This window comes from Prevotella sp. P4-67, assembly GCF_002251325.1.
Taxonomy (GTDB): domain Bacteria; phylum Bacteroidota; class Bacteroidia; order Bacteroidales; family Bacteroidaceae; genus Prevotella.
In genome coordinates, this window is the sequence record NZ_NPJL01000082.1 from 1 (window position 1) to 23,613 (window position 23,613).

The 23,613-nt window shown below is 57.0% G+C and carries 16 protein-coding genes; 6 read left to right on the forward strand and 10 right to left on the reverse strand.

The genetic code is table 11. The features are described 5' to 3' along the window. Positions 1 to 104: 104 nt before the first annotated feature. From CIK92_RS13105 to CIK92_RS13115, 3 genes are all read right to left on the reverse strand, one after another. Complete coding sequence (locus CIK92_RS13105; protein ID WP_094389370.1) at positions 105 to 1,487, reverse strand: ammonium transporter; 1,383 nt, start codon at positions 1,485 to 1,487, stop codon at positions 105 to 107. A gap of 79 nt (positions 1,488 to 1,566) precedes the next feature. Continuing rightward, on the reverse strand, positions 1,567 to 3,264 hold the full coding sequence (gene asnB / locus CIK92_RS13110; RefSeq protein WP_094389384.1) for an asparagine synthase B: 1,698 nt from the start codon (positions 3,262 to 3,264) through the stop codon (positions 1,567 to 1,569). Between the two features lie 953 nt (positions 3,265 to 4,217). After that, entirely contained in the window at positions 4,218 to 4,619 is a 402-nt protein-coding gene (locus tag CIK92_RS13115; RefSeq protein WP_094389371.1) for a hypothetical protein, read from the reverse strand. 112 nt (positions 4,620 to 4,731) lie between these two features. On the opposite strand from CIK92_RS13115, the gene dapF reads away from it, so the two are divergent. From dapF to CIK92_RS13130, 3 genes are all read left to right on the forward strand, one after another. Next, positions 4,732 to 5,568 (forward strand): diaminopimelate epimerase, encoded by an 837-nt coding sequence (gene dapF, locus CIK92_RS13120; RefSeq protein WP_094387096.1) that lies wholly within the window; start codon positions 4,732 to 4,734, stop codon positions 5,566 to 5,568. Positions 5,569 to 5,595: 27 nt separating this feature from the next. Further along, positions 5,596 to 6,828, forward strand: coding sequence for an LL-diaminopimelate aminotransferase (locus tag CIK92_RS13125; protein ID WP_094389372.1), 1,233 nt, complete (start codon positions 5,596 to 5,598; stop codon positions 6,826 to 6,828). A 182-nt stretch (positions 6,829 to 7,010) separates the two neighbouring features. Beyond that, positions 7,011 to 9,200, forward strand: a complete 2,190-nt coding sequence (locus tag CIK92_RS13130; RefSeq protein ID WP_094389373.1) for a glutamine synthetase III — start codon at positions 7,011 to 7,013, stop codon at positions 9,198 to 9,200. Between the two features lie 103 nt (positions 9,201 to 9,303). Here CIK92_RS13130 and CIK92_RS13135 read toward each other — a convergent pair whose 3' ends face one another. After that, positions 9,304 to 10,479 carry a metallophosphoesterase family protein gene (locus tag CIK92_RS13135; protein WP_094389374.1) on the reverse strand — a complete coding sequence of 392 codons (1,176 nt, stop codon included), beginning with the start codon at positions 10,477 to 10,479 and terminating at the stop codon, positions 9,304 to 9,306. Between the two features lie 14 nt (positions 10,480 to 10,493). Beyond that, a complete protein-coding gene (locus tag CIK92_RS13140; protein ID WP_094389385.1) occupies positions 10,494 to 12,791 on the reverse strand; it encodes a GH92 family glycosyl hydrolase in 2,298 nt (765 codons plus the stop codon). A 331-nt stretch (positions 12,792 to 13,122) separates the two neighbouring features. On the opposite strand from CIK92_RS13140, the gene CIK92_RS13870 reads away from it, so the two are divergent. Both CIK92_RS13870 and CIK92_RS13150 read left to right on the forward strand, forming a co-directional pair. Next, entirely contained in the window at positions 13,123 to 13,263 is a 141-nt protein-coding gene (locus CIK92_RS13870; RefSeq protein ID WP_158214807.1) for a hypothetical protein, read from the forward strand. Positions 13,264 to 13,358: 95 nt separating this feature from the next. Next, positions 13,359 to 14,723, forward strand: a complete 1,365-nt coding sequence (locus tag CIK92_RS13150) for a TrpB-like pyridoxal phosphate-dependent enzyme (RefSeq protein WP_094387090.1) — start codon at positions 13,359 to 13,361, stop codon at positions 14,721 to 14,723. A gap of 110 nt (positions 14,724 to 14,833) precedes the next feature. On the opposite strand, the gene CIK92_RS13155 is transcribed toward CIK92_RS13150, so the two are convergent. Next, a complete protein-coding gene (locus tag CIK92_RS13155) occupies positions 14,834 to 17,110 on the reverse strand; it encodes an alpha-L-rhamnosidase C-terminal domain-containing protein (RefSeq protein WP_094389376.1) in 2,277 nt (758 codons plus the stop codon). A gap of 206 nt (positions 17,111 to 17,316) precedes the next feature. Here CIK92_RS13155 and CIK92_RS13160 point away from each other — a divergent pair, with 206 nt between their 5' ends. Further along, entirely contained in the window at positions 17,317 to 18,288 is a 972-nt protein-coding gene (locus CIK92_RS13160) for a transporter (protein ID WP_094389377.1), read from the forward strand. A 161-nt stretch (positions 18,289 to 18,449) separates the two neighbouring features. Here the strand turns inward: CIK92_RS13160 and CIK92_RS13165 are convergent, their stop codons facing one another. The 4 genes from CIK92_RS13165 to CIK92_RS13180 all read right to left on the reverse strand — a co-directional run bounded on the left by CIK92_RS13165 (position 18,450) and on the right by CIK92_RS13180 (position 23,610). Further along, positions 18,450 to 19,589, reverse strand: coding sequence for a hypothetical protein (locus tag CIK92_RS13165; RefSeq protein ID WP_144008374.1), 1,140 nt, complete (start codon positions 19,587 to 19,589; stop codon positions 18,450 to 18,452). 133 nt (positions 19,590 to 19,722) lie between these two features. Beyond that, positions 19,723 to 20,862 carry a hypothetical protein gene (locus CIK92_RS13170; RefSeq protein WP_144289466.1) on the reverse strand — a complete coding sequence of 380 codons (1,140 nt, stop codon included), beginning with the start codon at positions 20,860 to 20,862 and terminating at the stop codon, positions 19,723 to 19,725. A 70-nt stretch (positions 20,863 to 20,932) separates the two neighbouring features. Next, positions 20,933 to 21,514 (reverse strand): DUF1573 domain-containing protein, encoded by a 582-nt coding sequence (locus tag CIK92_RS13175; RefSeq protein WP_254046106.1) that lies wholly within the window; start codon positions 21,512 to 21,514, stop codon positions 20,933 to 20,935. Beyond that, positions 21,511 to 23,610, reverse strand: coding sequence for a DUF4838 domain-containing protein (locus CIK92_RS13180; RefSeq protein WP_158214808.1), 2,100 nt, complete (start codon positions 23,608 to 23,610; stop codon positions 21,511 to 21,513). The genes CIK92_RS13175 and CIK92_RS13180 overlap by 4 nt, the downstream gene beginning before the upstream one ends. Between the last annotated feature and the right edge of the window lie 3 nt (positions 23,611 to 23,613).

Genomic DNA, 23,613 nt, shown 5'->3' on the forward strand with positions numbered 1-23,613 from the left:
AGGGGCCTCCCTTCACAAAAAAACCGGAGAGCCGACCGTCACGGTTGGCATCCCCGGTTGAGGTTATAGATGTTGTGATTGAGAATATCAATCCTGTCGCATCGCTATTCCTTCTGTCGCAGATAGTCCTCGTATTCGGCTATCTCGCGCTCACCGATATGCGACAGACCATAGTGTTCCTCGTGCTGGGAGATGTCGAGGCCCACGCGCTCGCTCTGCGCACTCACGCGCATGGGGATGACCTTGTCGATAAGCCAATAGCCCAGATAACTCATGGCAAACGTATAGACGATGACGATGGCCACGGCAAGCAGATGGTAAAGGAAGACCACCACGCCAGCCCACGTGCCCGAGATGAGGCCTTCCTGGATGAAAATGCCCGTGAGCACTGTGCCGAAGATACCGCCCGTGCCGTGGGTGGGGAATACGTCGAGGGCATCGTCGATGCGGCTGTGGCTGCGCCAGTAGACAGCGATATTGCATATCAGTGTGATGACAAAGGCGATGAAGATACTCTGTCCTACGGAGACGTAGCCTGCCGACGGGGTGATGGCCACCAGACCTACCACGCAACCCACGGCGGCGCCCATGGCCGAAGGCTTGCGCCCACGCAGACAGTCAAAGAATATCCAGGTCATCATCGCTGTAGCCGAGGCTGTATTGGTATTGAGAAACGCCTTGACTGCCTGGCCGTCGGCATGCAGCGAACTGCCTGCATTGAAGCCGAACCATCCCAGCCACAGCATGGCTGCTCCCAACAGTACAAAGGGGATGTTGGCAGGCTGCGATTGGCGCGTCTGGGCAGCCCTTCTGCCCAGGAAGATGGCTCCCGCGAGGGCTGCCACTCCCGATGAGGCGTGGACCACGATACCTCCGGCGAAGTCGACGACGCCCCATTTGAGGAAGAGGCCGTCGGGGTGCCACGTCATGTGGGCCAACGGACAGTAGATGAACACCATAAACCACATCATGAAGAACAGGTAGGCCGAGAAGCGCACACGCTCGGCAAACGAACCCGTGATGAGCGATGGGGTGATGATGGCAAACTTCATCTGGAACAGCGCGTAGAGGGCGAGGGGTATTGTGGCACCGCCCAGCAGCTTGCCCGTAGGCGTGATGTAGGTGTCGGCGCCCACGTGCTGGAACATCAGAAAGGTGGTGGGGTCGCCCAGCACTCCGCCGATGTCGTCGCCAAACGCCAGGCTGAAGCCGAAGACCACCCATAGCACGCTCACCAGACCCATGGCGATGAAGCTCTGCAGCATGGTAGAGATGACATTCTTGGCTCCCACCATGCCGCCGTAGAAGAACGACAGGCCTGGCGTCATCATCAGCACGAAGATGGTGGCGGTGATGAGCCATGCCACATCGGCATCATTGATTTTGTTGAAGTCGCAGACGAACGAGGGTTCGGTGGCAAACAGTCCGGCGAAGGCTATGACCGTCATGCCCGCCATGAGGATAATCCATTTCTTGTGTACTTTCATTTTCTTTTCTCTTTATAGGATGATTATTTGTGTGAAGTCTGTCAGTGACGGGCTCAGCCCCGTCTTCGGGACGGCAGTGTCAATAAGCCTGGGCATGAACGTCGTGGACGGCACGGCCACTGGGGTCGTTCTTGCCGCTGAAAGTGGCATCCCAAGCCAGCGCTTCGGGGGTGGAGCAAGCCACGCTGGGCACGCTGGGCACACTCAGAGCCGCGCTGTCGCTCGGGAAATGTTCCTCGAAGATGCTGCGGTAGAAGTATTCCTCCTTGTTCTGCGGCGTATGTATAGGGAAACGCTCGTGGGCATGTGCCATCTCGTCGTCGCTCACCGCCTCGGCAGTAATCTGCTTGAGGGTGTCTATCCACGAATAGCCCACGCCGTCGCTGAACTGCTCCTTCTGCCGCCACGCCACCTCGTGGGGCAGCATGTCGGCAAAGGCCTCGCGCAGAATGTATTTCTCTATCTTGTCGCCGGGACACATCTTGGCAGCGGGGTTGAGGCGCATCGCCACATCGAGAAACTCGCGGTCGAGGAAGGGCACGCGTCCCTCCACGCCCCATGCCGCCAGACTCTTGTTGGCACGCAGACAGTCGTAGAGGTAGAGCTTGGACAGCTTGCGCACCGTCTCCTGATGGAAGGCGCGGGCAGAGGGAGCCTTGTGGAAATAGAGGTAGCCGCCGAAGATTTCGTCGGCGCCCTCGCCCGAGAGTACCATCTTGATACCCATCGACCTGATGACGCGGGCGAGCAGATACATGGGCGTCGAGGCACGCACGGTGGTGACATCGTAGGTCTCGATGAAGTAAATCACGTCGCGCAGGGCGTCAAGTCCTTCCTGTATGGTGTAGTTGACCTCATGGTGCACGGTGCCGATATGGTCGGCCATCATGCGGGCCTTGACCAGGTCGGGCGCCCCTTTGAGTCCTACCGCAAAGGAGTGCAGCCGGGGCCACCAGGCTCTCTGCCGTCCGCCGTCTTCGATGCGGCGCTCGGCATACTGTGAGGCTACGGCCGAGACGATGGAACTGTCCAGTCCGCCGCTGAGCAGCACGCCGTAGGGCACATCACTCATGAGCTGGCGGCGCACCGCGCCCATCAGCGACTGGCGCACGGCGTCGGCGCTGGCATCGTTGTCGTTTACGTTGTCATACTGCATCCAGTCTCTACGGTAATAGCGCTTCATGCCAAGGTTACGGCTCCAGTAGTAGTGGCCTGGGAGAAAAGGCTCGTAATGGTCACATTGACCCTCGAGGGCCTTGAGCTCGCTGGCCACGTAGACACGACCGTCGCCGTCGTAACCTATGTAAAGAGGTATCACGCCGATAGGGTCGCGGGCGATGAGAAACTCTTCGCGCTGTTCGTCGTAGAGGGCAAAGGCGAAGATGCCCGAGAGACGCTCGAGCATGGCAACGATGTCTTCATTGCTGGGGTCGCGGCCGTCGGCAAAGAGGTCGCGGTAGAGGGGGAGGATAGACTCGCAGTCGCTGCCTGTGGCGAAGGTGTAGGAGTCGGCATACTGGGCGCGTAGGTCCTGGTGGTTGTATATCTCACCATTGACGGCGAGTATCTGCTTGCGGTCGCAGCTGAACAGAGGTTGGCGACCGGATTGGGGGTCGACGATAGACAGGCGTTCATGGGCGAGGATGGCGGTGTGACCTGTATAGATACCGCTCCAGTCGGGGCCACGGTGTCTTATCTTCTGACTCATACGCAGTGCTTTGTCACGGAGCTGGCCCATAGGGCCGCTAATGTTGAAAATGGCTACAATTCCACACATATTATATATATTTATAAGGTTGGCTGTCTCTGGACGATAGCCGGTGTGTCGTCGTCTGATGCTGTCATCCTGTAGTGTAGCATCCATAACGGGCGAAAAGCCGGAAATAAGTAAGTTTACCCCTGCAAAAGTAATCACTTTTGTCATGATAACCGCCAGAAATAGAGCAATATGATTTAATAAAATCGCAATAATCTGCAAAGTGTAAGATATAAACTCCATAAACCTTACACTTTCTCACATAATCACCGAGATTTGGTTACAGATTGTTACCATCGTCCCGATGGATGGGGAAAGTATAAGGAGGTTTGCCCAGGTCTTCCTCTCCAGTCCCGAATACAATGCAACAAGTGTGAGTATAATATTAGCCCAATGCTGATGGTCTGCTCCCAACGACCATGTATAGTTAGCCCAATGTGGAAGGTATGCTCCCAATGACCATGTATAGTTAGCCCATTGTGGAAGGTCTGCTCCCTAACGACCATGTATAGTTAGCCCATTGTGGAAGGTGTGCTCCCAACGACCATGTATAGTTAGCCCAATGGGGAAGGTGTGCTCCCAACGACCATGTATAGTTAGCCCAATGGGGAAGGTGTGCTCCTAACGAACATGTATAGTTAGCCCATTGTGGAAGGTACGCACCCCCGGCAACTCTGTAGGAGTTGCGTTTCCCCAGCCCAGGGTTGAGGTGCGCAGCGCCTCTACCCTGGGTGCTATATATAAAAGGTGGAGCAACGCTGAACCGAAGGTCACCGGCGCGGCGCTATGCGGCGCGGAAAGGTAAAGTGTTGCGCTTAGCCGAAGGCGTTACCCGCAGCAGGACAATGGACTGAAATGTATTGGGGAATATTATTTGACTGAGTATAACGCCTTCGGCTAAGCGCAACTCCTACAGAGTAGCCATAAAAACGGTAAACCTACCCAGGGTAGCGGTCTTCGCCCGCAACCCTGGGCTATGTAAGCGCAACTTCTACAGAGTTGCCGCTGCTTACGGCTATCCTATTGACTATCTCTTTTGTTCCGGCGCGAGCCGGGCTTTTTTTACCGCCAACGGCGGCTTTTTGCTCCTTGGTATTTTCTGACGTCATGCCGCGCATGACGGTGGTGATGACGGTGATGGCACGAAGGAAAACTTGTTTTCCGGCTGCCATTGCTGTCATTGCCACCAAGGCGGAGCCGTCAGAAGACGCCAAGGTTTTTTGTATTCTCTTCATCCACGTGGGGATAGCAGATGCGCGCATGGAGATGACCTCTGCAATGCTCCTGGCCATCTCCACGGTATTTTTGATGACCTCTGTGACAAAAGTGTAAGTCTTGGCAACTTCCGTGCTTACATTTTTATACGAAAACAGCATCTCGGCGTTGCAAATCGTAACTTTCTCATAAATAAAAGATAAAAAAACAATATTTTAGGGCATGGTTTGTGACAAACTATGTACTTTTGCAATCGTAAGATTGAGAGAAACGATGCACAACAGGATACACTTTACCAAGATGGACGGTGCCGGCAACGACTACATCTATGTCGACACCACCCGCTACCCCATTTCCGACCCGCAGACGGCGTCGGTGAAGTGGAGCAACCGCCACACAGGCATCGGGAGCGATGGTCTGGTGCTTATCGGGAAGCCCTCGATACTGAGCGGAGCCGACTTCTCGATGCGTATCTTCAATGCCGACGGCTCCGAAGCCAAGATGTGCGGCAACGCAAGCCGATGTATCGGCAAATATCTCTATGAACGACATCTTACGGATAGCAGCGAGATAAAACTTGAGACCCTCTCGGGGGTGAAAACACTCTCGCTGACCCTCTCGCCCGACCGGCTTACGGTCACCGGCGTCACCGTCGATATGCTCCAACCCGCTTTCCACCAAGCCAGTCAGTATGACGAGCAGGTGGGTCTTGATGCCCTGCGAGAGTATGGGCATCCTTTGTTTGTGTCGATGGGCAATCCCCACTGTGTGGTCTTCGTCGACGACATCGCCGCCATCGATGTGGCGCGCGTGGGGGCTATGGGCGAGCATCTGCCAGCCTTCCCCGAGCGCTGCAATATAGAGTTTGCCCAGCTGACGGGCACCGACGAACTGCGCACCCGTGTCTGGGAGCGCGGGTCGGGCATCACCATGGCTTGCGGAACCGGAGCCTGCGCCACCGCCGTGGCTGCCGCCCACGTGGGGCTGACCTCACGCGAGAGCGATGTGGTGATGGACGGCGGCAGGCTCCACGTGAGATGGGCCGAGGACGACCACGTGATGCTCTCGGGCCCTGCCGAGTTTGTCTACGACGGCGAGATAACCCTGTAATTCCACTTTAACAACATCAAGAAGAATATGGCTTTAGTAAACGAACACTTCCTGAAACTCTCGGACAATTACCTCTTCGCCGATGTGGCCAAGAAGGTCAACGCCTACCGCGTGTCCCATCCCAATGCCCACGTCATCAGTCTGGGAATAGGCGATGTCACCCAGCCCCTGTGTCCAGCGGTGATTGAAGCCATGCACCGCGCCGTAGACGACCTGGCTGTCAAGCAGTCGTTCCACGGCTATGGCCCCGAGCATGGCTACGACTTTCTGCGCGAAGCCATCCTGAAGAACGACTTTGCCCCTCGCGGCATACACCTTGACCCCTCGGAGATTTTCATCAACGACGGCGCCAAGAGTGATACGGGTAACATCCAGGAGATAGTGCGTTGGGACAACTCGGTGGCTGTCACCGACCCCGTCTATCCTGTCTATATCGACTCCAATGCCATGATAGGCCGCGCCGGAACCTTCGCCAACGGCCGCTGGAGCAACGTGACCTATCTGCCCTGTACTGCCGAGAACGATTTCGTGCCCGCGCTGCCCGACCACCGTGTCGATATGATATACCTGTGCTATCCCAACAACCCCACGGGTACCGTGTTGTCTAAGGCAGAACTGAAGAAATGGGTCAACTACGCCCTCGCCAACGACGCCATCATCTTCTACGATGCTGCCTATGAAGCCTACATCCAGGACAAGTCCATTCCCCACTCGATATACGAGATACGGGGCGCACGCAAGTGTGCCATAGAGTTCCACAGCTACTCCAAGACGGCAGGCTTTACCGGTGTACGCTGCGGATACACCGTCATCCCGCGCGACCTGAAAGCTGTGACCACCGACGGACGCCAGCAGGTGGAGCTCAACCATCTCTGGGAGCGCCGCCAGTGTACCAAGTTCAACGGCGCCAGCTACATCTCACAGCGCGCAGCCGAAGCTATCTACACCCCCGACGGCAAGGCACAGACCCGAGCCACCATCGACTACTATATGGGCAACGCCCGACTCATGACCGACGCCCTGCGCGCCATGGGCTTCAGCGTCTATGGCGGCGAGAACGCTCCCTATCTCTGGGTGCGCACTCCCGAGGGTCAGGAGAGCTGGCGCTTCTTCGAGCAGATGCTCTACGGCGCCTCGGTAGTCTGCACCCCCGGCGTGGGCTTTGGTCCCAGCGGCGAGGGCTACTTCCGTCTCACCGCCTTTGGCGACCGCGACAGTTGCGAAGAAGCCATGCAGCGACTGCGCCAATGGATGGGATGACGGCAGAGAGGATGAAAATCGTAAAAAAAAGTGACAAACAGTAAAGGAATAGGCAAGATTTTCAGTAACTTTGCACACCGTAACGGTGAGGCCCTCCATGTCGGCACGCGACGGAGCCATCGCCGGCAGCGCTGAAACAAAGAATATTCAAGTTATCAACATATTTACAATTCACGAAGATTATGGCAAATTTGAGATTTGATGCTGTAGAAGAGGCTTTCCACAAGAAACCCGTCGAGGTGGCCACTCCCAAGGACCGTCCGTCCGAGTATTTCGGAAAGCTGGTGTTCAACCGTGCCAAGATGTTCAAGTACCTGCCCGCCGATGTATATCGCAAGCTGGTAGATGTAATGGACAACGGCGCCCAGCTCGACCGCTCCATAGCCGACGCTGTGGCTGCGGGCATGAAGCAATGGGCCGAGGAGAACGGCGTGACCCACTACACTCACTGGTTCCAGCCCCTGACCGAGGGAACGGCCGAAAAGCACGATGCCTTTGTCGAACACGACGGCAAGGGAGGTATGATAGAAGAGTTTTCAGGCAAGTTACTCGTCCAGCAGGAACCCGACGCCTCAAGTTTCCCATCAGGAGGAATACGCAACACGTTTGAGGCACGCGGCTATTCGGCTTGGGACCCCACATCGCCCGTGTTCATCATCGACGACACCCTCTGTATACCCACCATCTTCATCTCCTATACCGGCGAGTCGCTCGACTACAAGGCGCCGTTGCTCCGCACGTTGCGCGCAGTAGGAGAGGCTGCCACCGGAGTGGCACAGTACTTCTACCCCGGTGTCAAGAAGGTGCAGGCCAACCTGGGTTGGGAGCAGGAATACTTCCTCGTAGACGAAGGACTCTACTTCGCGCGTCCCGACCTGATGCTTACCGGCCGTACCCTTATGGGTCACGACTCTGCCAAGAACCAGCAGATGGACGACCACTACTTCGGTACCATCCCTGAGCGCGTTCAGGCCTTTATGAAGGACTTGGAAATCGAGGCTCTTGCCCTTGGCATCCCCTGCAAGACCCGTCACAACGAGGTTGCGCCCAACCAGTTTGAGCTGGCGCCCATCTTCGAGGAGTGCAACTTGGCTGTAGACCACAATATGCTTATCATGTCGGTCATGAAGAAGGTTGCGCGCCGCCACGGGTTCCGTGTGCTGCTCCACGAGAAGCCCTTTGCCGGCATCAATGGTTCGGGTAAGCACAACAACTGGAGCCTCTCGACCGACACGGGTGTGCTGCTCCACGCTCCGGGCAAGACTCCCGAGGACAATCTGCGCTTCGTGGTATTCATCGTCGAGACCCTCATGGGTGTGTACCGTCACAACGGACTCATCAAGGCTTCCATCATGAGCGCCACCAATGCCCACCGACTCGGAGCCAATGAGGCGCCACCCGCCATCATCTCCAGCTTCCTGGGCCGACAGCTCACCGACCTGCTCGACCATATCGTCAAAGCTGACAAGGACGACCTCTTCTCGATGAAGGGCAAGCAGGGCATGAACCTCGATATCCCCGGCATCCCCGAGTTGCTCATCGACAACACCGATCGCAACCGCACCTCTCCCTTCGCCTTCACCGGCAACCGCTTCGAGTTCCGCGCGGTAGGTTCAGAGGCCAACTGCGCTTCGGCAATGATTGCCCTCAACGCCGCAGTGGCTGAGGCGCTCAACGACTTCAAGAGCCGCGTAGACGCACTCATCGCCAAGGGCGAGGACAAGATAAGCGCCATCATCGACGTGGTTCGCGAAGACCTCAAGACCTGCCAGTCCATCCACTTCGATGGCAACGGCTACTCCGACGAGTGGGTTGAGGAAGCCAAGCGTCGTGGTCTCGACTGCGAGACATCATGTCCAGTCATCTTCGACCGCTATCTTGACGAGTCGAGCGTGAAGATGTTTGAGAGTCTCAACGTGATGAAGCGCGCCGAGCTTGAAGCCCGCAACGAGGTGAAATGGGAGACCTACACCAAGAAGATACAGATAGAGGCCCGCGTCATGGGCGACCTCACCATGAACCACATCATCCCCGTGGCCACCCACTACCAGAGCCAGCTGCTCAAGAATGTGACCAATATGTATGAGGTGTTCTCCAAGGAAGAGGCCGACGCACTCACCGCGCGCAACAAGAAACTCATCAAGGAGATAGCCGAGCGCACCCAGGCCATAGAGACCGGCGTGGAGGAACTCGTAGACGCCCGCAAGGTGGCCAACAAGATAGAGGACGAGCGCTCCAAGGCTGTGGCATACCACGACACCGTGGCGCCCAAGATGGAGGAGATACGCTACCAGATAGACAAGCTCGAGCTGGTGGTAAGCGACGAACTCTGGACACTGCCCAAGTATCGCGAGATGCTCTTTCTGAGATAACAGACGCTTGGGGCCACAGCGCCCCAAGTCTTTATAACAAAAAAGCGGACCAAGACAGGTTGGATAACCATCTTGGTCCGCTTTGTTTATTGACGCTGTCAGCCTATCGCTGCATGTAGGTCTTGTGGAATGAGGTCTTGCCGTCTTCCTCTATCACTTTGACATCGAGCTTGCCGCCTTCGGCTTTGACCGAGACTATGGCTACATTGCTGTTGGTCAGTATGGGGAACTTCAGACGGGCATTGGGCTCGGTGTAGGCAAACTCGTGGAGGTGGCCGCAGAGCATCAGATCGACGTTGGCTTCGTTGAGCACGGGGATAAACTTCTCCCTGACCTCAATATCGCCATGCCAGGCATCCTTGTCATAACGGGGAGGGATGTGGCCCAGCACTACATGGAAGGGGGCACGCTTGTATTCATCGGAAGCGATGACCTGGCGCAGCCATTCCACCTGTTCGTTGCGGTAGTTGTCATAGTCGGTGATGCCGGCATACTCGATGTCGTTGTCGGGTTTGTCCTCGCCGGTGTCGAGACAGATGAAGTACACGGGACCCTGACGGAAGGCGAAGTAGAGCTTGGCGTCGTTGGGGCGCACATAGCGCTGGAAGCGGTCGGCTATCTGTCCGCGTGTCTCGTGGTTGCCGCGTACATAGTAGAGAGGCTTCTCCGAGGCGAAGAGTTTGACGGCTTCGTCCATAAATCCGTTCCAGATCTTCTCTTCCTTGTCGAGGATTGACAGCATGTCGCCGTTGAAGAAGACGAGATCCTTGTCCTTGTAGCCGGCATTGCCGAGCAGACGCGCCATCACGTCGCTCTTGCCGTGGATGTCGTTGACCACGACAAAGGAGGTGCTCGCCTTGCGCTCATCGAGTGTGGTAAACGCCAGCGGAGCCTTCTTGTAGACCACCGTGGCTGCCACGTTGCCGTAGATGACCCTGTTGGCCTGATGGCTCAACACCTCCTGTGCATAGATGCGGTAACGATAGGTGGTGCCGGGTTTGAGTCCCTTGAGGGTGACGGCATGGATGCGGTCGGTGCGCTTGATGCCGATGTGGGTGTCATAATACCGGGGACGCGCCTGGGCATAGAACTCTATGCCGTCGTTGGGCAGCAGCTCTACCCAAGCTACCGACATGCTGTCGGTGGTCCACACGATGGTGGCCTCGGTTTCGCCTACGCTCTGTAAGTAAGGCCCGTGCAGAATCTTGATGGCGAATGTCTGAGCCGGCAGCAGGGTGAGTGCTGCCAGCATCATCAGTGTTTTAATGGTTTTTCTCATGATTGATATAGTTGTTACTTCTTGTTCTTCAGTTCACGGCTGAACGAGTAGGGGGCGTCGTTGGCGCTGGTGCCGCGCTGGTAGTTGGGCTTCTGGCTGAGGCTGAAGTCGATGTTGGCGCCGCCCATGAGTGTGGCGTGGTCTATGTAGTTGCGGGTGTAGTCGCTGCCGTTGATACGCATGCTGCTGATGTAGGGAGCGTCGGCACCGTTGCCATGGGCGTTGATGGTCACCTTGCGTCCGTTCTCCAGATTGAGCGTCACGCTGTCGAAGTATGGCGTACCCAGCACGTACTGGTCGCTGGCAGGACATACGGGATAGAAGCCCAGAGCAGAGAATACGTACCATGCCGAGGTCTGTCCGTTGTCTTCGTCGCCACAGTAGCCGTCGGGGTTAGGCGTATAGAAGCGGTCCATCACCTCGCGCACGCGCTGCTGAGCCTTCCAGGGCTGGCCCGAGTAGTTGTAGAGATAGATCATGTGCTGGATGGGCTGGTTGCCGTGGGCGTAGTTGCCCATATTCATCACCTGCATCTCGCGTATCTCGTGGATGACAAAGCCGTAGTAGCTGTCGTCGAAGACGGGAGGTACGGTGAACACCGAGTCCATCATCTGGTTGAACGTGGCGTTGCCACCCATCAGGTCGATAAGTCCTTGCGGGTCGTGGAAGACGCTCCAGGTGTAGTGCCAACTGTTGCCTTCGGTGAAGGCGTCACCCCACTTGAGCGGGTTGAAGGGTGCCTGGAACTCGCCGTTCTTCAACTTGCCGCGCATCAGACGGGTCTCGGGGTCGAATACCTTGCGGTAGTTCATGGCGCGCAGCTTGAATGGGCGCAGCTCCTTGTCCTTCTTGCCCAGTGCCTTGCCCATCTGGTAGATACACCAGTCGTCGTAGGCATACTCCAGGGTACGGGCCACATTCTCCTTGATGTTTACATCGTAGGGCACATAGCCCAGCTTGTTGTAGTATTCGTGTCCGAGACGGCCGGTAGAGCTTATCTCTGGGTGAACTGCCTGGGTACCGTGTACCACAGCCTGCCACAGCGTCTCGGCGTCGGCAGTGCGCACTCCCTTGATGATGGCGTCGGCCACTACCGATGCCGAATTGTTGCCCACCATGCAGCCGCGGTGGCCGGGCGACGCCCATTCGGGCAGGAAGCCGCTCTCGCGGTAAGCATTGGCGAGACCTTCCTGCATCTTGGCGTTCTCCGAGGGGTAGAGCAGATTGAGCAGTGGGAAGAGCGAACGGAAGGTGTCCCAGAAGCCGGTGTCGGTGTACATATAGCCCTTCTCTACCTTGCCGTTGTAGGGGCTGTAGTGCATGGGCTGGCCGTCTACCACCTCCCAGAAGGCGCGGGGGAAGAGCACCGAGCGGTACAGACAGCTGTAGAAGGTGCGCAGGTGGTCCAGACTCTGGTCTTTGACCTCGACGCGACCCAATACCTCGTTCCAGCGCTGGCGTCCGGCCTTGCACACATCGTCGAACGAGCGGTTGCCAATCTCTCCGAGGTTGACTTCAGCCTGCTCGGCGCTGATGAATGATGATGCCACGCGAGCATTGACCACCTCTCCCTTGCGGGTCTTGAAGCCTATGATGGCTCCGGCATGGTCGTTGGCAGTCTCGGCGATGCCGCGGCTGATTACGCCCTTGTCTACGGTGGCGGTATAGGTGAAGTCCTTGTCAAAGGTGATGACAAAGTAGTTGCGGAAGCCCTCGGGCACACCGCCGTGGTTGAAGGTGGTATAGCCCACTATCTTGCGCTCCTGGGGCAGTATCTTCACGTAAGAGCCGTTGTGGTAGGCGTCGACCACCACGAAGGCAGAGTCGGTCTCGGGGAATGTGAAGCGGAAGCTGGCGGCACGCTCGGTGGGCGCAATCTCTGTCACCACATCGTAGTCGGCCAGATAGGCGCGATAGTAGTAGGGCAGTGCCTTCTCGGCCTTGTGGGAGAACCAGCTGGCGCGCTGCTCCTCGTCGAAGATCGCGCGTCCGGTGACGGGCATCAGCGAGAACATGCCGTAGTCATTGATCCACGGACTGGGCTGGTGGGTCTGCTTGAAGCCACGGATTTTGTTGGCTGAGTAGGTGTAGGTCCAGCCGTCGCCGTTCTTTCCGGTCTGAGGCACCCAGAAGTTCATGCCCCAAGGCATGGCTATCGCGGGATAGGTGTTGCCGGTAGATATCTCGTAGGACGATGCCGTGCCTACCAGCGTGCTTACATAATCTACGGGTTCGGTCTTGCTCCCGGCGTAGGCCATCATGGCCATACCTGCCGACAGCAATACTGTGCAAAGGGTTCTTAGCTTGTTCATTTTGTTTGGCTTGTTTGTATTGTTTCTTGTTATAGTTGTCTTCACCTTATGCTGGTGAGGTCCGGCAGCGGGCGCTGTCGGAAAATCATCTACAAAGTTACGCATAACCAATCATTTTGCAAAACAAATCGCATCATATTTGTTAAAAATATGTATGCGTGCGCGTGTTATGGAAACCATCTTCACCCCCATTTTTACCCTCGCCGTCCTCGCCGCATCCCTCGCAATCTGCGTCGCGATGGCCGAAAAGTTCATTCGGCGGTGAGATATAGTCATTTCGGGCTTTGCCTTAATTGTATCGCGGCGTGCAATAGTCGTTTCGCACCACGAAATGACTCTCGATGTCTTCTCGGGCATGATTGGCGCCCTCAGCGGCGTGGCGCCTGCTCCCTCTGCCCCGACGGCGATGGTGGGGAGAGTGGCTGAGGCAACTACGCATGGCGCATCGATGGTGGGGGATGGCAAAATGTAGCCCGCGGTGTGTAAAAAACTGGCAAAACGTAATGTGGTTTGCGTGGAAAACACTACTTTTGTAAACGGAAATCAAATCACTTAACACGACAAGACATGAAAAAACAAAAGAGATTTCTGCTCGAGGAAGACCAGATTCCCCGGCAATGGTACAACATCCAGGCCGACATGCCCACCAAGCCGCTGCCGCCGCTCAACCCACAGACCCACCAGCCTATAGGTCCTGAAGACCTGGCTCATATATTCAGCGAAGAGTGCTCGCGCCAGGAGCTCGATACCGAGCACGCATGGATAGACATCCCCGACGAGGTGAGAGACCTCTATGCCTACTATCGTTCGACACCTCTGGTGCGCGCGTATGCCCTGGAAAAGGCGCTCGACACGCCTGCCCACATCTATTTCAAGAATGAAAGTGCATCGCCACTGGGCTCACACAAAATCAATTCGGCACTCGCACAGTGCTATTATTGCAAGCGAGAGGGCGTAACCAACGTCACCACCGAGACCGGAGCGGGCCAGTGGGGCGCCGCATTGTCCTATGCCGCCAAGATATTTGGTCTCGAGGCTGCTGTCTACCAGGTCAAGATTACCATGAAGCAGAAGCCCTACCGCTCGATACTGATGCGCACCTTCGGAGCCACGGTCGAGGGCTCGCCATCGATGTCTACCCGCGCCGGCAAGGACATCATCACCCGCGACCCACTCAATCCCGGTTCGCTTGGCTCTGCCATCTCCGAGGCTGTAGAGCTGGCCATGCAGACTCCGGGATGCAAGTACACGCTCGGTTCGGTACTCAACCACGTCTCACTGCACCAGACAGTGATAGGACTTGAGGCAGAAAAGCAGATGGAGATGGCCGAGGAATATCCCGACATGGTGATAGCCTGCTTCGGAGGAGGCAGCAACTTCGGCGGACTGGCTTTCCCCTTCATGCGCCATACCATCCTCGACGGCAAGAAGACCGAGTTTATCGCCGCCGAGCCATCGAGCTGTCCCAAGCTGACCAGGGGCAAGTTTGAATACGACTTCGGCGACGAGGCGGGATATACTCCGCTGCTGCCCATGTTCACCCTGGGTCACGACTTCAAGCCCGCCAACATCCATGCGGGCGGTCTGCGCTACCATGGAGCCGGAATGATCGTGTCGCAGCTCATCAAGGACGGCTATATGCATGGTGTAGACATCCCGCAGCTGGAGAGTTTCCAGGCGGGCATACTCTTCTCGCGCACCGAGGGCATCGTGCCCGCGCCCGAGAGCTGTCATGCCATTGCCGCCACCGTGCGCGAAGCCCTCAAGTGTCGCGAGGCCGGCGAGCAGAAGACCATACTCTTCAACCTGAGTGGTCACGGACTCATCGACATGCCCTCGTACGACAGCTATCTCAACGGCGACCTGATGAACTACTCGCTCTCTGACGAGGAACTGCAGCAGTATCTCGCCCAGGTGCCCAAAATCATGTAGTCAACACGACAAGCATAGAAATGAAAAGGCCGAAGCAGGAGACACAGTGGGTCTCGGGCTTCGGCCTTGTCGTATCTATGCCGGCGGTGATGCCGGCTGGTATCAGCGGGTTACTTGGCTACGCGTATCTCGTGGTTGCCGGCACGCAGCCAGACGGCAGTCTTGCCCGCCTTGGCCCACTGGGCGTCGGTCACGATGCGGTCGGTGCGCAGAGCGCGGCCGTCGATGGTGATGCGGTCAGTGGCGGTCGAGGGAATGTAGACCAGCGCCTCGGTCTTGGCAGGCACGCCCACCGACATGGTGAGCTGGGTTTTGTCGCGCTTGAAAGCGGTAGAGACGGTGCCGCTCAGGGTGGGGAAGGAGAGGCTCGCCTCGCCGAAGGTGACATACTGCGGGTCTATCTTGAAGCGTCGCCAGCAGGGGTCGATGGTCTCGGCGCCCATGAGCTTCTGGGCTATCACGATGAGACCGCCACCGCTCCAGGCGTGGTTGGACGAGCCGCCGCGGAAGCCCCTCTTGCGGGCATCCCAGAACTCCCACAGCGTGGGGTAGTCCTTGTCGTTGACCATGGGGGCGATGCGCTTCTTCAGGCGGCGCATGGCGTAGTCGCCCTGGCCCATCTGGAAGAGGGCCTCCATGACATAGCGTTCCATATAGGGGCTGGCGTATTCCTGCGTCTTGAGTACATTGAATATCTCGCCATACTTGGACTCGTCGGCGATGCCCGAGATGACGGCAAGAGCCTGTACGCGGTCATCGGTAGCGCCCATATACTGGGGATGGCGGTAGCTGTAGCCGTTCCAACAGTGGTTGTAACCCTTCTTGATCTGCTCCATAGTGGCGCGATACTGGGCTGCGTCGGCGTCGAGGCCCATTATGTCGGCCATACGTGCCATCGCGTCGAGAGCCATGTAGTGCCAGCCGGCGAAGATGAGCCTGATGTCGCGGTTGTCGCCCCAGTCGCCCCACAGCCAAGTGGCCTTGTAGGCTGCTGTAAGCCCGGTGGAGTCGAGTGGGAAACGCTCAAGGTATCGGCGCACGGCAGGATAGACCTTGCGGATGGTGGCAGAATCGCCCGTATTCATATAGTAATTCCAGAAACCATAGAGTCCTACGGCTGCCAACATCTGTCCGGGCAGCTCGCTCTTATAGGTACCTGGCACAGGGGCGTGGAGTATTCCCTCATCGGTCTGCCAGGCAGCCAGCTCGAGCATGCCCTTGCGCATCAGGTCTATCGACGAGAGCGACAGCGTGTAGAAAGCCTGGCTGGTAAGTATCACCTCGTCGCCCCACCACTGTGCGCGCTCGCGCTCGGGACAGTCAAAATAGGTGTCGCGCATATTGACATAGAGCGTATTGAGTGCTTTCTGCCAGAAACGGTTATAGAAATTGTTGTCAGAGTGGAAAGTACCCACCACCTTGGTATCATAACCCGTCTGGCGATAGTTTACGCCGTTGACCTTGATGCCCTTGGGGAGATAGAGGATAATCTTCTCGCCGTTCATCCAGCCCAGCGACTCGTACTGCTGCTGTCCCTGACGTGTCACATACTGTGCCCTGACATTCCAGGCGCCAGCCATGTGGGAGTGGTTGGTCCAGATGTCTATGGTGTCGCCACCCTGGGTGGCGGTGAGGTCTATCACGGGGGTTACCTGCAGGTTGCCGGGGAGGAAGGCGATGACGGTGTCGCGACGGGCACCCTCGTGGAGCTCGAAGCGGGCAGCCTTGACGCCGAAGTCCTTGAACATGGGTATCGGACGGCGTGTCATCTTGCCCCATGGGCGGTCGCCCCAGGCTCCAATCTCGACCGAGGGCGTGAAGCCGTACTTGGCAGAGACGTCGGCAGTCTGCCATCCGTCGATGGCATGGCGTGCGTCGTAGCTGATGTTGCTCTCGGAGAGTCGGAAGTTGGGCATCTCGCCTGTGGCTGTGTCATAGGCGGGATGGATGCGGCTCATCCAGCTGGCGTTGGTACACAGCTCGGCATTGTCGGAGTCGATGTAGAGGCCTGACTTGCCGCTGTCCTCATGGGAAAAGCCCGAGCGGCCGAAATAACATACGAGGACAGCCACGCGGTTGTGACCTCGCTGGAGGTGGCGGCTCAGGTCGATCTCGTCGTAGTAGCCCTCGCCGGGAGCGGGACCACGCTTGAGCGAGCCTTCGAAGACCACGAGGTTGCCGTTGACCCACAGCCAGTACTTGGAGTCGCAGGCTATGCGTGCCTTGAGGCTCCGCGGTTTGGTCTTCATCACCACATCCTTCTGGAAGGCTATCCATGTATTGGGGCGGTTGACACTGTCATCGGCAGCCGTTATCCACGACGCCTTGGCTCCCCATGCCGTGGAGGCACAGAGACTTAAGAGTAAAGAGATGATAAGGTTTCGCATATCTATAGTTTATTGGTATTATGCTACAAATATACAAAAAAACGGGTAGTGGTAAAAGGAAAAGCCGCTCTTTCTGCTCTGTCACAGGGAAAAAAGCGTCTGACGGGCGTCGGAATGACAGAAAAAGTGGTGTGGCTGCATCTGTTAGCGCGAAAAAGTGTACTTTTGTCAGCGATAGATGATAGTAAACGATAAAGAATGATGGTATGAAAACGCTGTTACAGTTTCTGCGCAACTGGACACTGCCTGTGTCCATCGCCTCGGGCATCGCGATATATCTGGTCTTTGCCCTGGTGCCAGCCCTCGACGGCGCGGCGCGTGTGTGTGGTCCCATCTGCGACCGCATCCTACCTCTGTTTATGTTCTTGATACTCTTTGTCACCTTCTGCAAGGTAGACTTCCGCCGACTGATACCCGTGAGGTGGATGTTGTGGGTGGGCGTGGTTCAGGTGCTCTTTGTGGCGCTGCTCACGCTGCTGGTGGTGGAATACAGGCTCAAAGACAACAGTCTGATCATCGTCGAGGCCATCATCACCTGCATCATAGCCCCCGTGGCTGCTGCCGCGCCGGTGGTGACGGCCAAGTTGGGCGGCAAACTGGAGCAGATGACCACCTATACCTTCATCTCCAACTTCATCACGGCGCTGCTCATCCCGGTATGTTTCCCGCTGATCGACAAGGCTGCCAATGTGAGTTTTCTCACCGCCTTTCTGACCATCCTGCACGAGGTGTGCATGGTGCTGGTGCTGCCCATGTTGTTGGCGTATATCGTGAAGCATGGCATGAAGCGGCTGCACCGGTGGGTGGTGAGCATCAACGACCTGTCGTACTACATGTGGGGTGGCTCGCTGCTCATCGTCTCGGGCACCACGGCCAAGAACATCGCACACGCTGACACCTCGCTGACCTTCCTGCTCATCATCGCGCTGCTGGGGCTTGTCCTCTGTGTCATCCAGTTTGCCGTGGGCAGATTTATAGGTCACTACTTCGGTGCCACCACTGAGTCGGGGCAGGCGCTGGGCCAGAAGAACACCGCCTTTGCCATCTGGATAGCCTATACCTACCTCAACCCGCTGTCGTCGATAGGTCCCGGCTGTTATATCCTGTGGCAGAACATCATCAACTCGGTAGAGATATGGCTCTGCCGGCGCAGGCTGGGGCACGAACTGCACACCTGACGCCCGCAGCCGGTATCAAAACAATATCCGCAATGCCGGATGTGGGCATTGCGGATAGAGAGAGGGCGCTGTCATCCATCAGGGATGGCAGCGCCCTACTTATTATATAAGGTATAGGGCTGATAGTCTGAGCCGTAGAGCTGCTTGTATCAGCCGTGGGTCTACTTGCCGAAGTAGGCGCTGGTGGCGCCGTTGTACTTGAGATGCTTGTAGCCGGCGGGTTCGACGCGCACGGTCGACTTCTTGACCTTCTCCCATACCTGGGCGTCGGTGAGACCCTTGCCGTAGGTGTGGACCTCGATGGTCACGCCGTCGCCATACTCCTTGCGTAGCGCCTGAATGTACTCTGTGGCGGCGGTGCAATCGGCGGTGATGACTACCTTGTCGGACTGATGCTCTACGATGACCTGTACAGGATTAGTAGTGCCAAACTCATACTCGGTACCCTTGATATAGACCTTGGTGTCAATCTTCAGATCCCAGGTGCGGATGGCGAAGTCGTCCTGCTCTGCCACGTTCTCCTTGGCGAGAGGGATCTCGACGACAACCTTCTTGGCAGCCTCGTCGCGCACATGGATAGAGGTCTTGATTTCGCTCCAGTCCTTGTGGGCTTGCTGGTGGATGTCTACCTCCACGTTGCCGTCGCCGGTGGCGGGCACGGTGTTGTCATCCTTCTTGTCGGTGAGGTCCTTGTTCTCCTCCTTGATGTCGCCGCCCACGCCGGGGATAGCCGAGAGGTCCTTGTTGGTCTTCTTGGTCAGCACACCGTCCACGTGCCAGCTATCTTTCTGCTTCTTCACCATGTACCAGATGACGTAGAGGTCTTCGATATCTATGTCCTTGAGCTTCAGTTTGGGGTTCAGGTTGGCCTTGATGATGCTCTTGAGCTGCGGTTGTTCGACTATAGCGTCGAGGGTGGCCTTTCCCTTGCTGTCGTAGACGTATTTGTCGTAGTCGTCATTTCTGGAATAGTAGGCGTAGTCGGCGTCTATATATCCCTTGTTGTATGGCAACCAGACAGTGTTGCCGAATACGTCCTGGGGGAAATAGTCGCCCGACTTGCAGTCCTCGGCGCCGGCGATGCGGTTGTCTAAACGGATGAAGAAATAGGCACCCTTCTTGTTCACCTTGGCAGCCGCAGCACGGGTGGCAGCGGTCTTGTTGCCCTGGATGTACACTTGGGTAGCCGGTTCGGTCTTGGACTGACCGCCCTGGCCTCCTGTCCCCTGTCCGGAAGTGGAGTCGTCGCTGCAGGAAATCATGGCGATTGCAGCGATAGCCATAAACAATACTTTTTTCATACTAAGTTGTTTTTGAATAGTTAGTAATGGTTATCAAGATGTCGTCGGCGTCTGCCTGCTCACACTGGCAGGCGCCAACGGCAGTTATTTGTTTGTCTTTGATCGCGTCTCGGATGGTATAGACGCCAGCCACTTACTTGGTGAAGTAGGCGCTGGTGGCGCCGTTGTACTTCAAGAACTTGTAGCCGCTGGGCTCGACGCGCACGGTGGCCTTCTTGAGTTTCTCCCATAGCTGGGCATCGGTGAGTCCCTTGCCGTAGGTGTGAACCTCAACGGTCACGCCGTCGCCATACTCCTTGCGCAGCATCTGGATGTACTCTGTAGCGGCTGTGCAGTCTGCAGTAATGACCACCTTGGTAGCCTGATGCTCAATGGTTACCTTCACAGGATTTGTGGTGCCAAACTCGTACTCGTTGCCATTGATATAGACTTTGGCGTCAATCTTCAGGTCCCAGGTGCGGATGGCGAAGTCGTCCTGCTCAGCCACGTTCTCCTTGGCGAGAGGGATCTCGACGATAACCTTCTTGGCGGCTTCGTCGCGGACATGGATAGAGGTCTTGATTTCACTCCAGTCCTTGTGGGCCTGCTGGTGTATGTCTACCTCCACATTGCCGTTGCCCGTAGGGAGCACGGTGCTCTCGTCTCTCTTGTCCTCGAGGTCCTTGTTCTCATTCTTGATGTCCTCACCGATACTGGGTATGTCGGTCACGTCCTTGACGTCCTTGTCGGTGAGCACTCCGTCGACATGCCACAGGTAGTCTACGTTCTGGTACTTGACAATATACCACAGCACGTGGAGCTTCTTGAGGTCAACGCCTTTGAAGTTGATCTTGCCCTTGCTCTTGTCGGCTTTGATGAGGTCCTCTACAGTGGGCATCTTGTCAATGGCCTTCAGCGTAGCCACGCCCTTGGTGTCGAAGACATACCAGGGGTTCATGCTGCTGTTATTCCAGCTGGGGTAGTACACGTCGACGGTACCCTCGTTGGCAGCGACCATGACGCTCTTACCTGTCTCGGTCTGGGGGAAGTACTCTTTGGAGTCGAAGTTACCGATGCCGGGGATACGGTTGTCTACGCGGATAAAGAAGTATGCTCGGTTGGTCGGGACCTCAGCTACGCGGGTGGCAGCCACCTTGCTGCCCTGGATGTACACTTCGGTAGCTGGCTCAGTCTTAGCCTGGCTGCCGCCTCCAGGCTCTACTCCTGGAGTGGAGTCATCGCTGCATGCCATCACGGTCATTGCGGCGAAAATCATGAATAATACTTTCTTCATAATTGTAATGATTTGAAATGTTTGTAAATGTTTGTTTGTTATATTTTTGATGATTATTCTCTTGTTGGGGTCAGTCGCGCCACGGATACCTCACGTGCTGACGGCTGTCGCGCGAGGCGTCGGGAGCGGTATAATATCCTTTCTCCGAGGATTTGCCATCTACAAGTTCCTCGACATTGTTGGCACGGCGCTGCGAATGAACTTCCTCGTAGTCGGGTTGGTCAAAGGAAGGCGGTACCACGTTGACATCAAAGGTGAGTACAGCCATGCCGCGGGGGAGCACGTTGCCAAAGAGCCTGATGCTATGGCGGACGTAGCCGATGTTCTTGGTGGTGTCGAAGGAGAACTTGAGGGTGATGGAATCATGAGGCGGAATGGCGTCGATGTCCTTGGGAGCGTCGATGCAGCCACACGAGGGCTGGATATCGTCAATCAGGAACGGGTCGTCGCCCTCGTTGCGTACCACGTAGGTGAGGTCGAGCACCTCGCCAGACACCACGGGATAGTAGTGGCGTATGGAGTCGGACACGGTGATGTAGGTGGGCCGCACGCGCTTTGTGCATGCGGTCTCCATCACTGCCGTCATGCCTATTATGACCAGAGGCAGGAGTACTCGTGACGCCTTATATATATAATAATGTATATGCATCATTGTCTGTTGGTTATTTCTATTTCGTCGAGAGCCATCGTCTTGCGCCCTTCCGCTGCAGCGGTCTGCGTGATGATGACCTCGGTCTTGACTCCAGGCTGCAAGCCCGTAGCGCTGATGCTCACCCTGACGCGGCGGCTGTCGGTCGGGGAGGTTATGATGGCCTTGCCTTTCACCACTCCGCCCTGCACGACCTCTATCGATGACGGCGCGAAGATGTGCCATTGTGGTGCGTGAAGTAGCGTTACATGGAAGACGGCTGCTGATGGCAGACCCGATGATACCGAGAACCGCTGTACTGGTGCCGATGTGATCAGCCAACCCAGATGATAGTCGGTGGCAAATCCCTGCTTGCCGTCGGTGAGGAGATGGGTGTCGGCTTTGGGCTCGGCATCGATGTTGGCGCCGTGGAGCAGATTGCCGGCGGTATCGAGCCAAGGATAGCTCTCCTTCCACTGCTTGAGGTAACCGTCGAGGTCGCCGTCGCTCTCACGGTAGTTGGCCATGTCCTTGAAGGCGGTATGGTGTGACAGCAGCGAGGTCATCGCCTCTATCTGCTGACGGCTTGGTGCCTGCTGCTGACTGCGCATAATCTCCAGGCGGGTAAAGGCAAGCGCCGTAAGCAGACGGTTGAGCTTGCTGCGTTCAGCCTCGTCGGCTTGCTTGGAAGCCCGGTCCATCGTGGAGAAGAACTCGCCAAACTGCTGGGCGTTGAGCCAAGTGCCGAGCGCCTCGTCGATGCCGCCGTAGAAGGGTAGAGTGTGGTGCAGTGCCTGCTCTTCTATCTTGCGATAGTAGTCGCCGAGCAGCTGACCCGTCTTGGGATAAGCCGAGGCGAAGTAGCGGCTGGCGCAAGCCTCGATGTCGACATCGGGATTGATAAGCAGCTGTGCCAGCACATAGGTCTGCACATCGTCGAACGGCGCATAGTCATATCCGCTGCCGTTGAGGAACACGCCCTTGATACCCAAGTCGCGGTAGAAGCGCAGTCTGCTCTGCATGTGGTGTAGACAGGGGTAGGGGGTGAGGTAGTCGTCGAAGTTGCGCATGTAGTCCCACACATAGACTCTGCCGCAGCATTTCTGCCAAGCCTTGATCTGCGCCTCGAGACCCTCGTGGCCCTTGGCCTGTGATGCTTCCGGCGCCATAGGCATGTCGATGGCGCTCACCATCACGCCCACGTTGTCGGGCAGACGGTGTGTGGGAGCCGTGCGGGTGGTCGAGTAGGCCGAGGTGAAGAACATCTGGTGCGGGAAACGGCGCGCCAGCCGCTCGATGAGTGCTGTCACTGCCGGCGTAGCCGACTGCGGTGTGTTTCCTTTTGCCTTGCATGCGGCGCATTGGCACTCCAGCCGATTGTCGTTGGGCACCACGGCAAAGCGGGTGGTCACCCCGTCGCTGCCGTCGCCATACTGGTCTATCACAAACTGCTCATAGGCATGGTAGAGAGCCTCCGACGAGAAACAGAACTGCCCCGCGTCGCGCTTGCCATTGACCATAGCCGTCGCTTCGGCAGGTATACCGTCGGTAAATACCTTGCGCAGATTGTGTCCCCACAGTCCCCAGTCGAAGTCTACATTGCCCACACCCAGTATGGGCATCATGTCGGCATTGGTATTGGTAGGGGTGTAGATGCTGCGATGCTCGAAGGCGAAGCTGCCTTTGGCGTCGCTCCTGCAGTCGACCACTGCGGGAGGCAGGTCGGCAGAGAGGAAGCGGCCGTCATCAGCCGACGCCGAGCTCATGAACTGGTATTGCAGCCAGAGCATCGCTTCGGTAGAGCGCGCCTTGAGTCTTATCTCGTGCGGTGCCACAGCCACCTCGTAGTCGCTGTCCATGCTGCCGTCGAGGTCGACCACCAGCTGCAGCTGACTGTCGTCCTGCGCTTTTCCGGCGATGATGCAGTCGCGGTCGGTAGCCCGTTTCTGGAAGTGACTCTTCAGATAGGCAGCCCATTTGGCGTCGCCAGGGTCGCCGTCGTCGGCAGCCTTGACGGCATACTCGCTGTACTGGCTGAAGGGCTTGAGCTCTGTGCCCGAGCATGCAGCCAGCAGGGTGACAGGCAGGGCGAGCATCAGCGCGCACACTGCTGTGGCCATTGT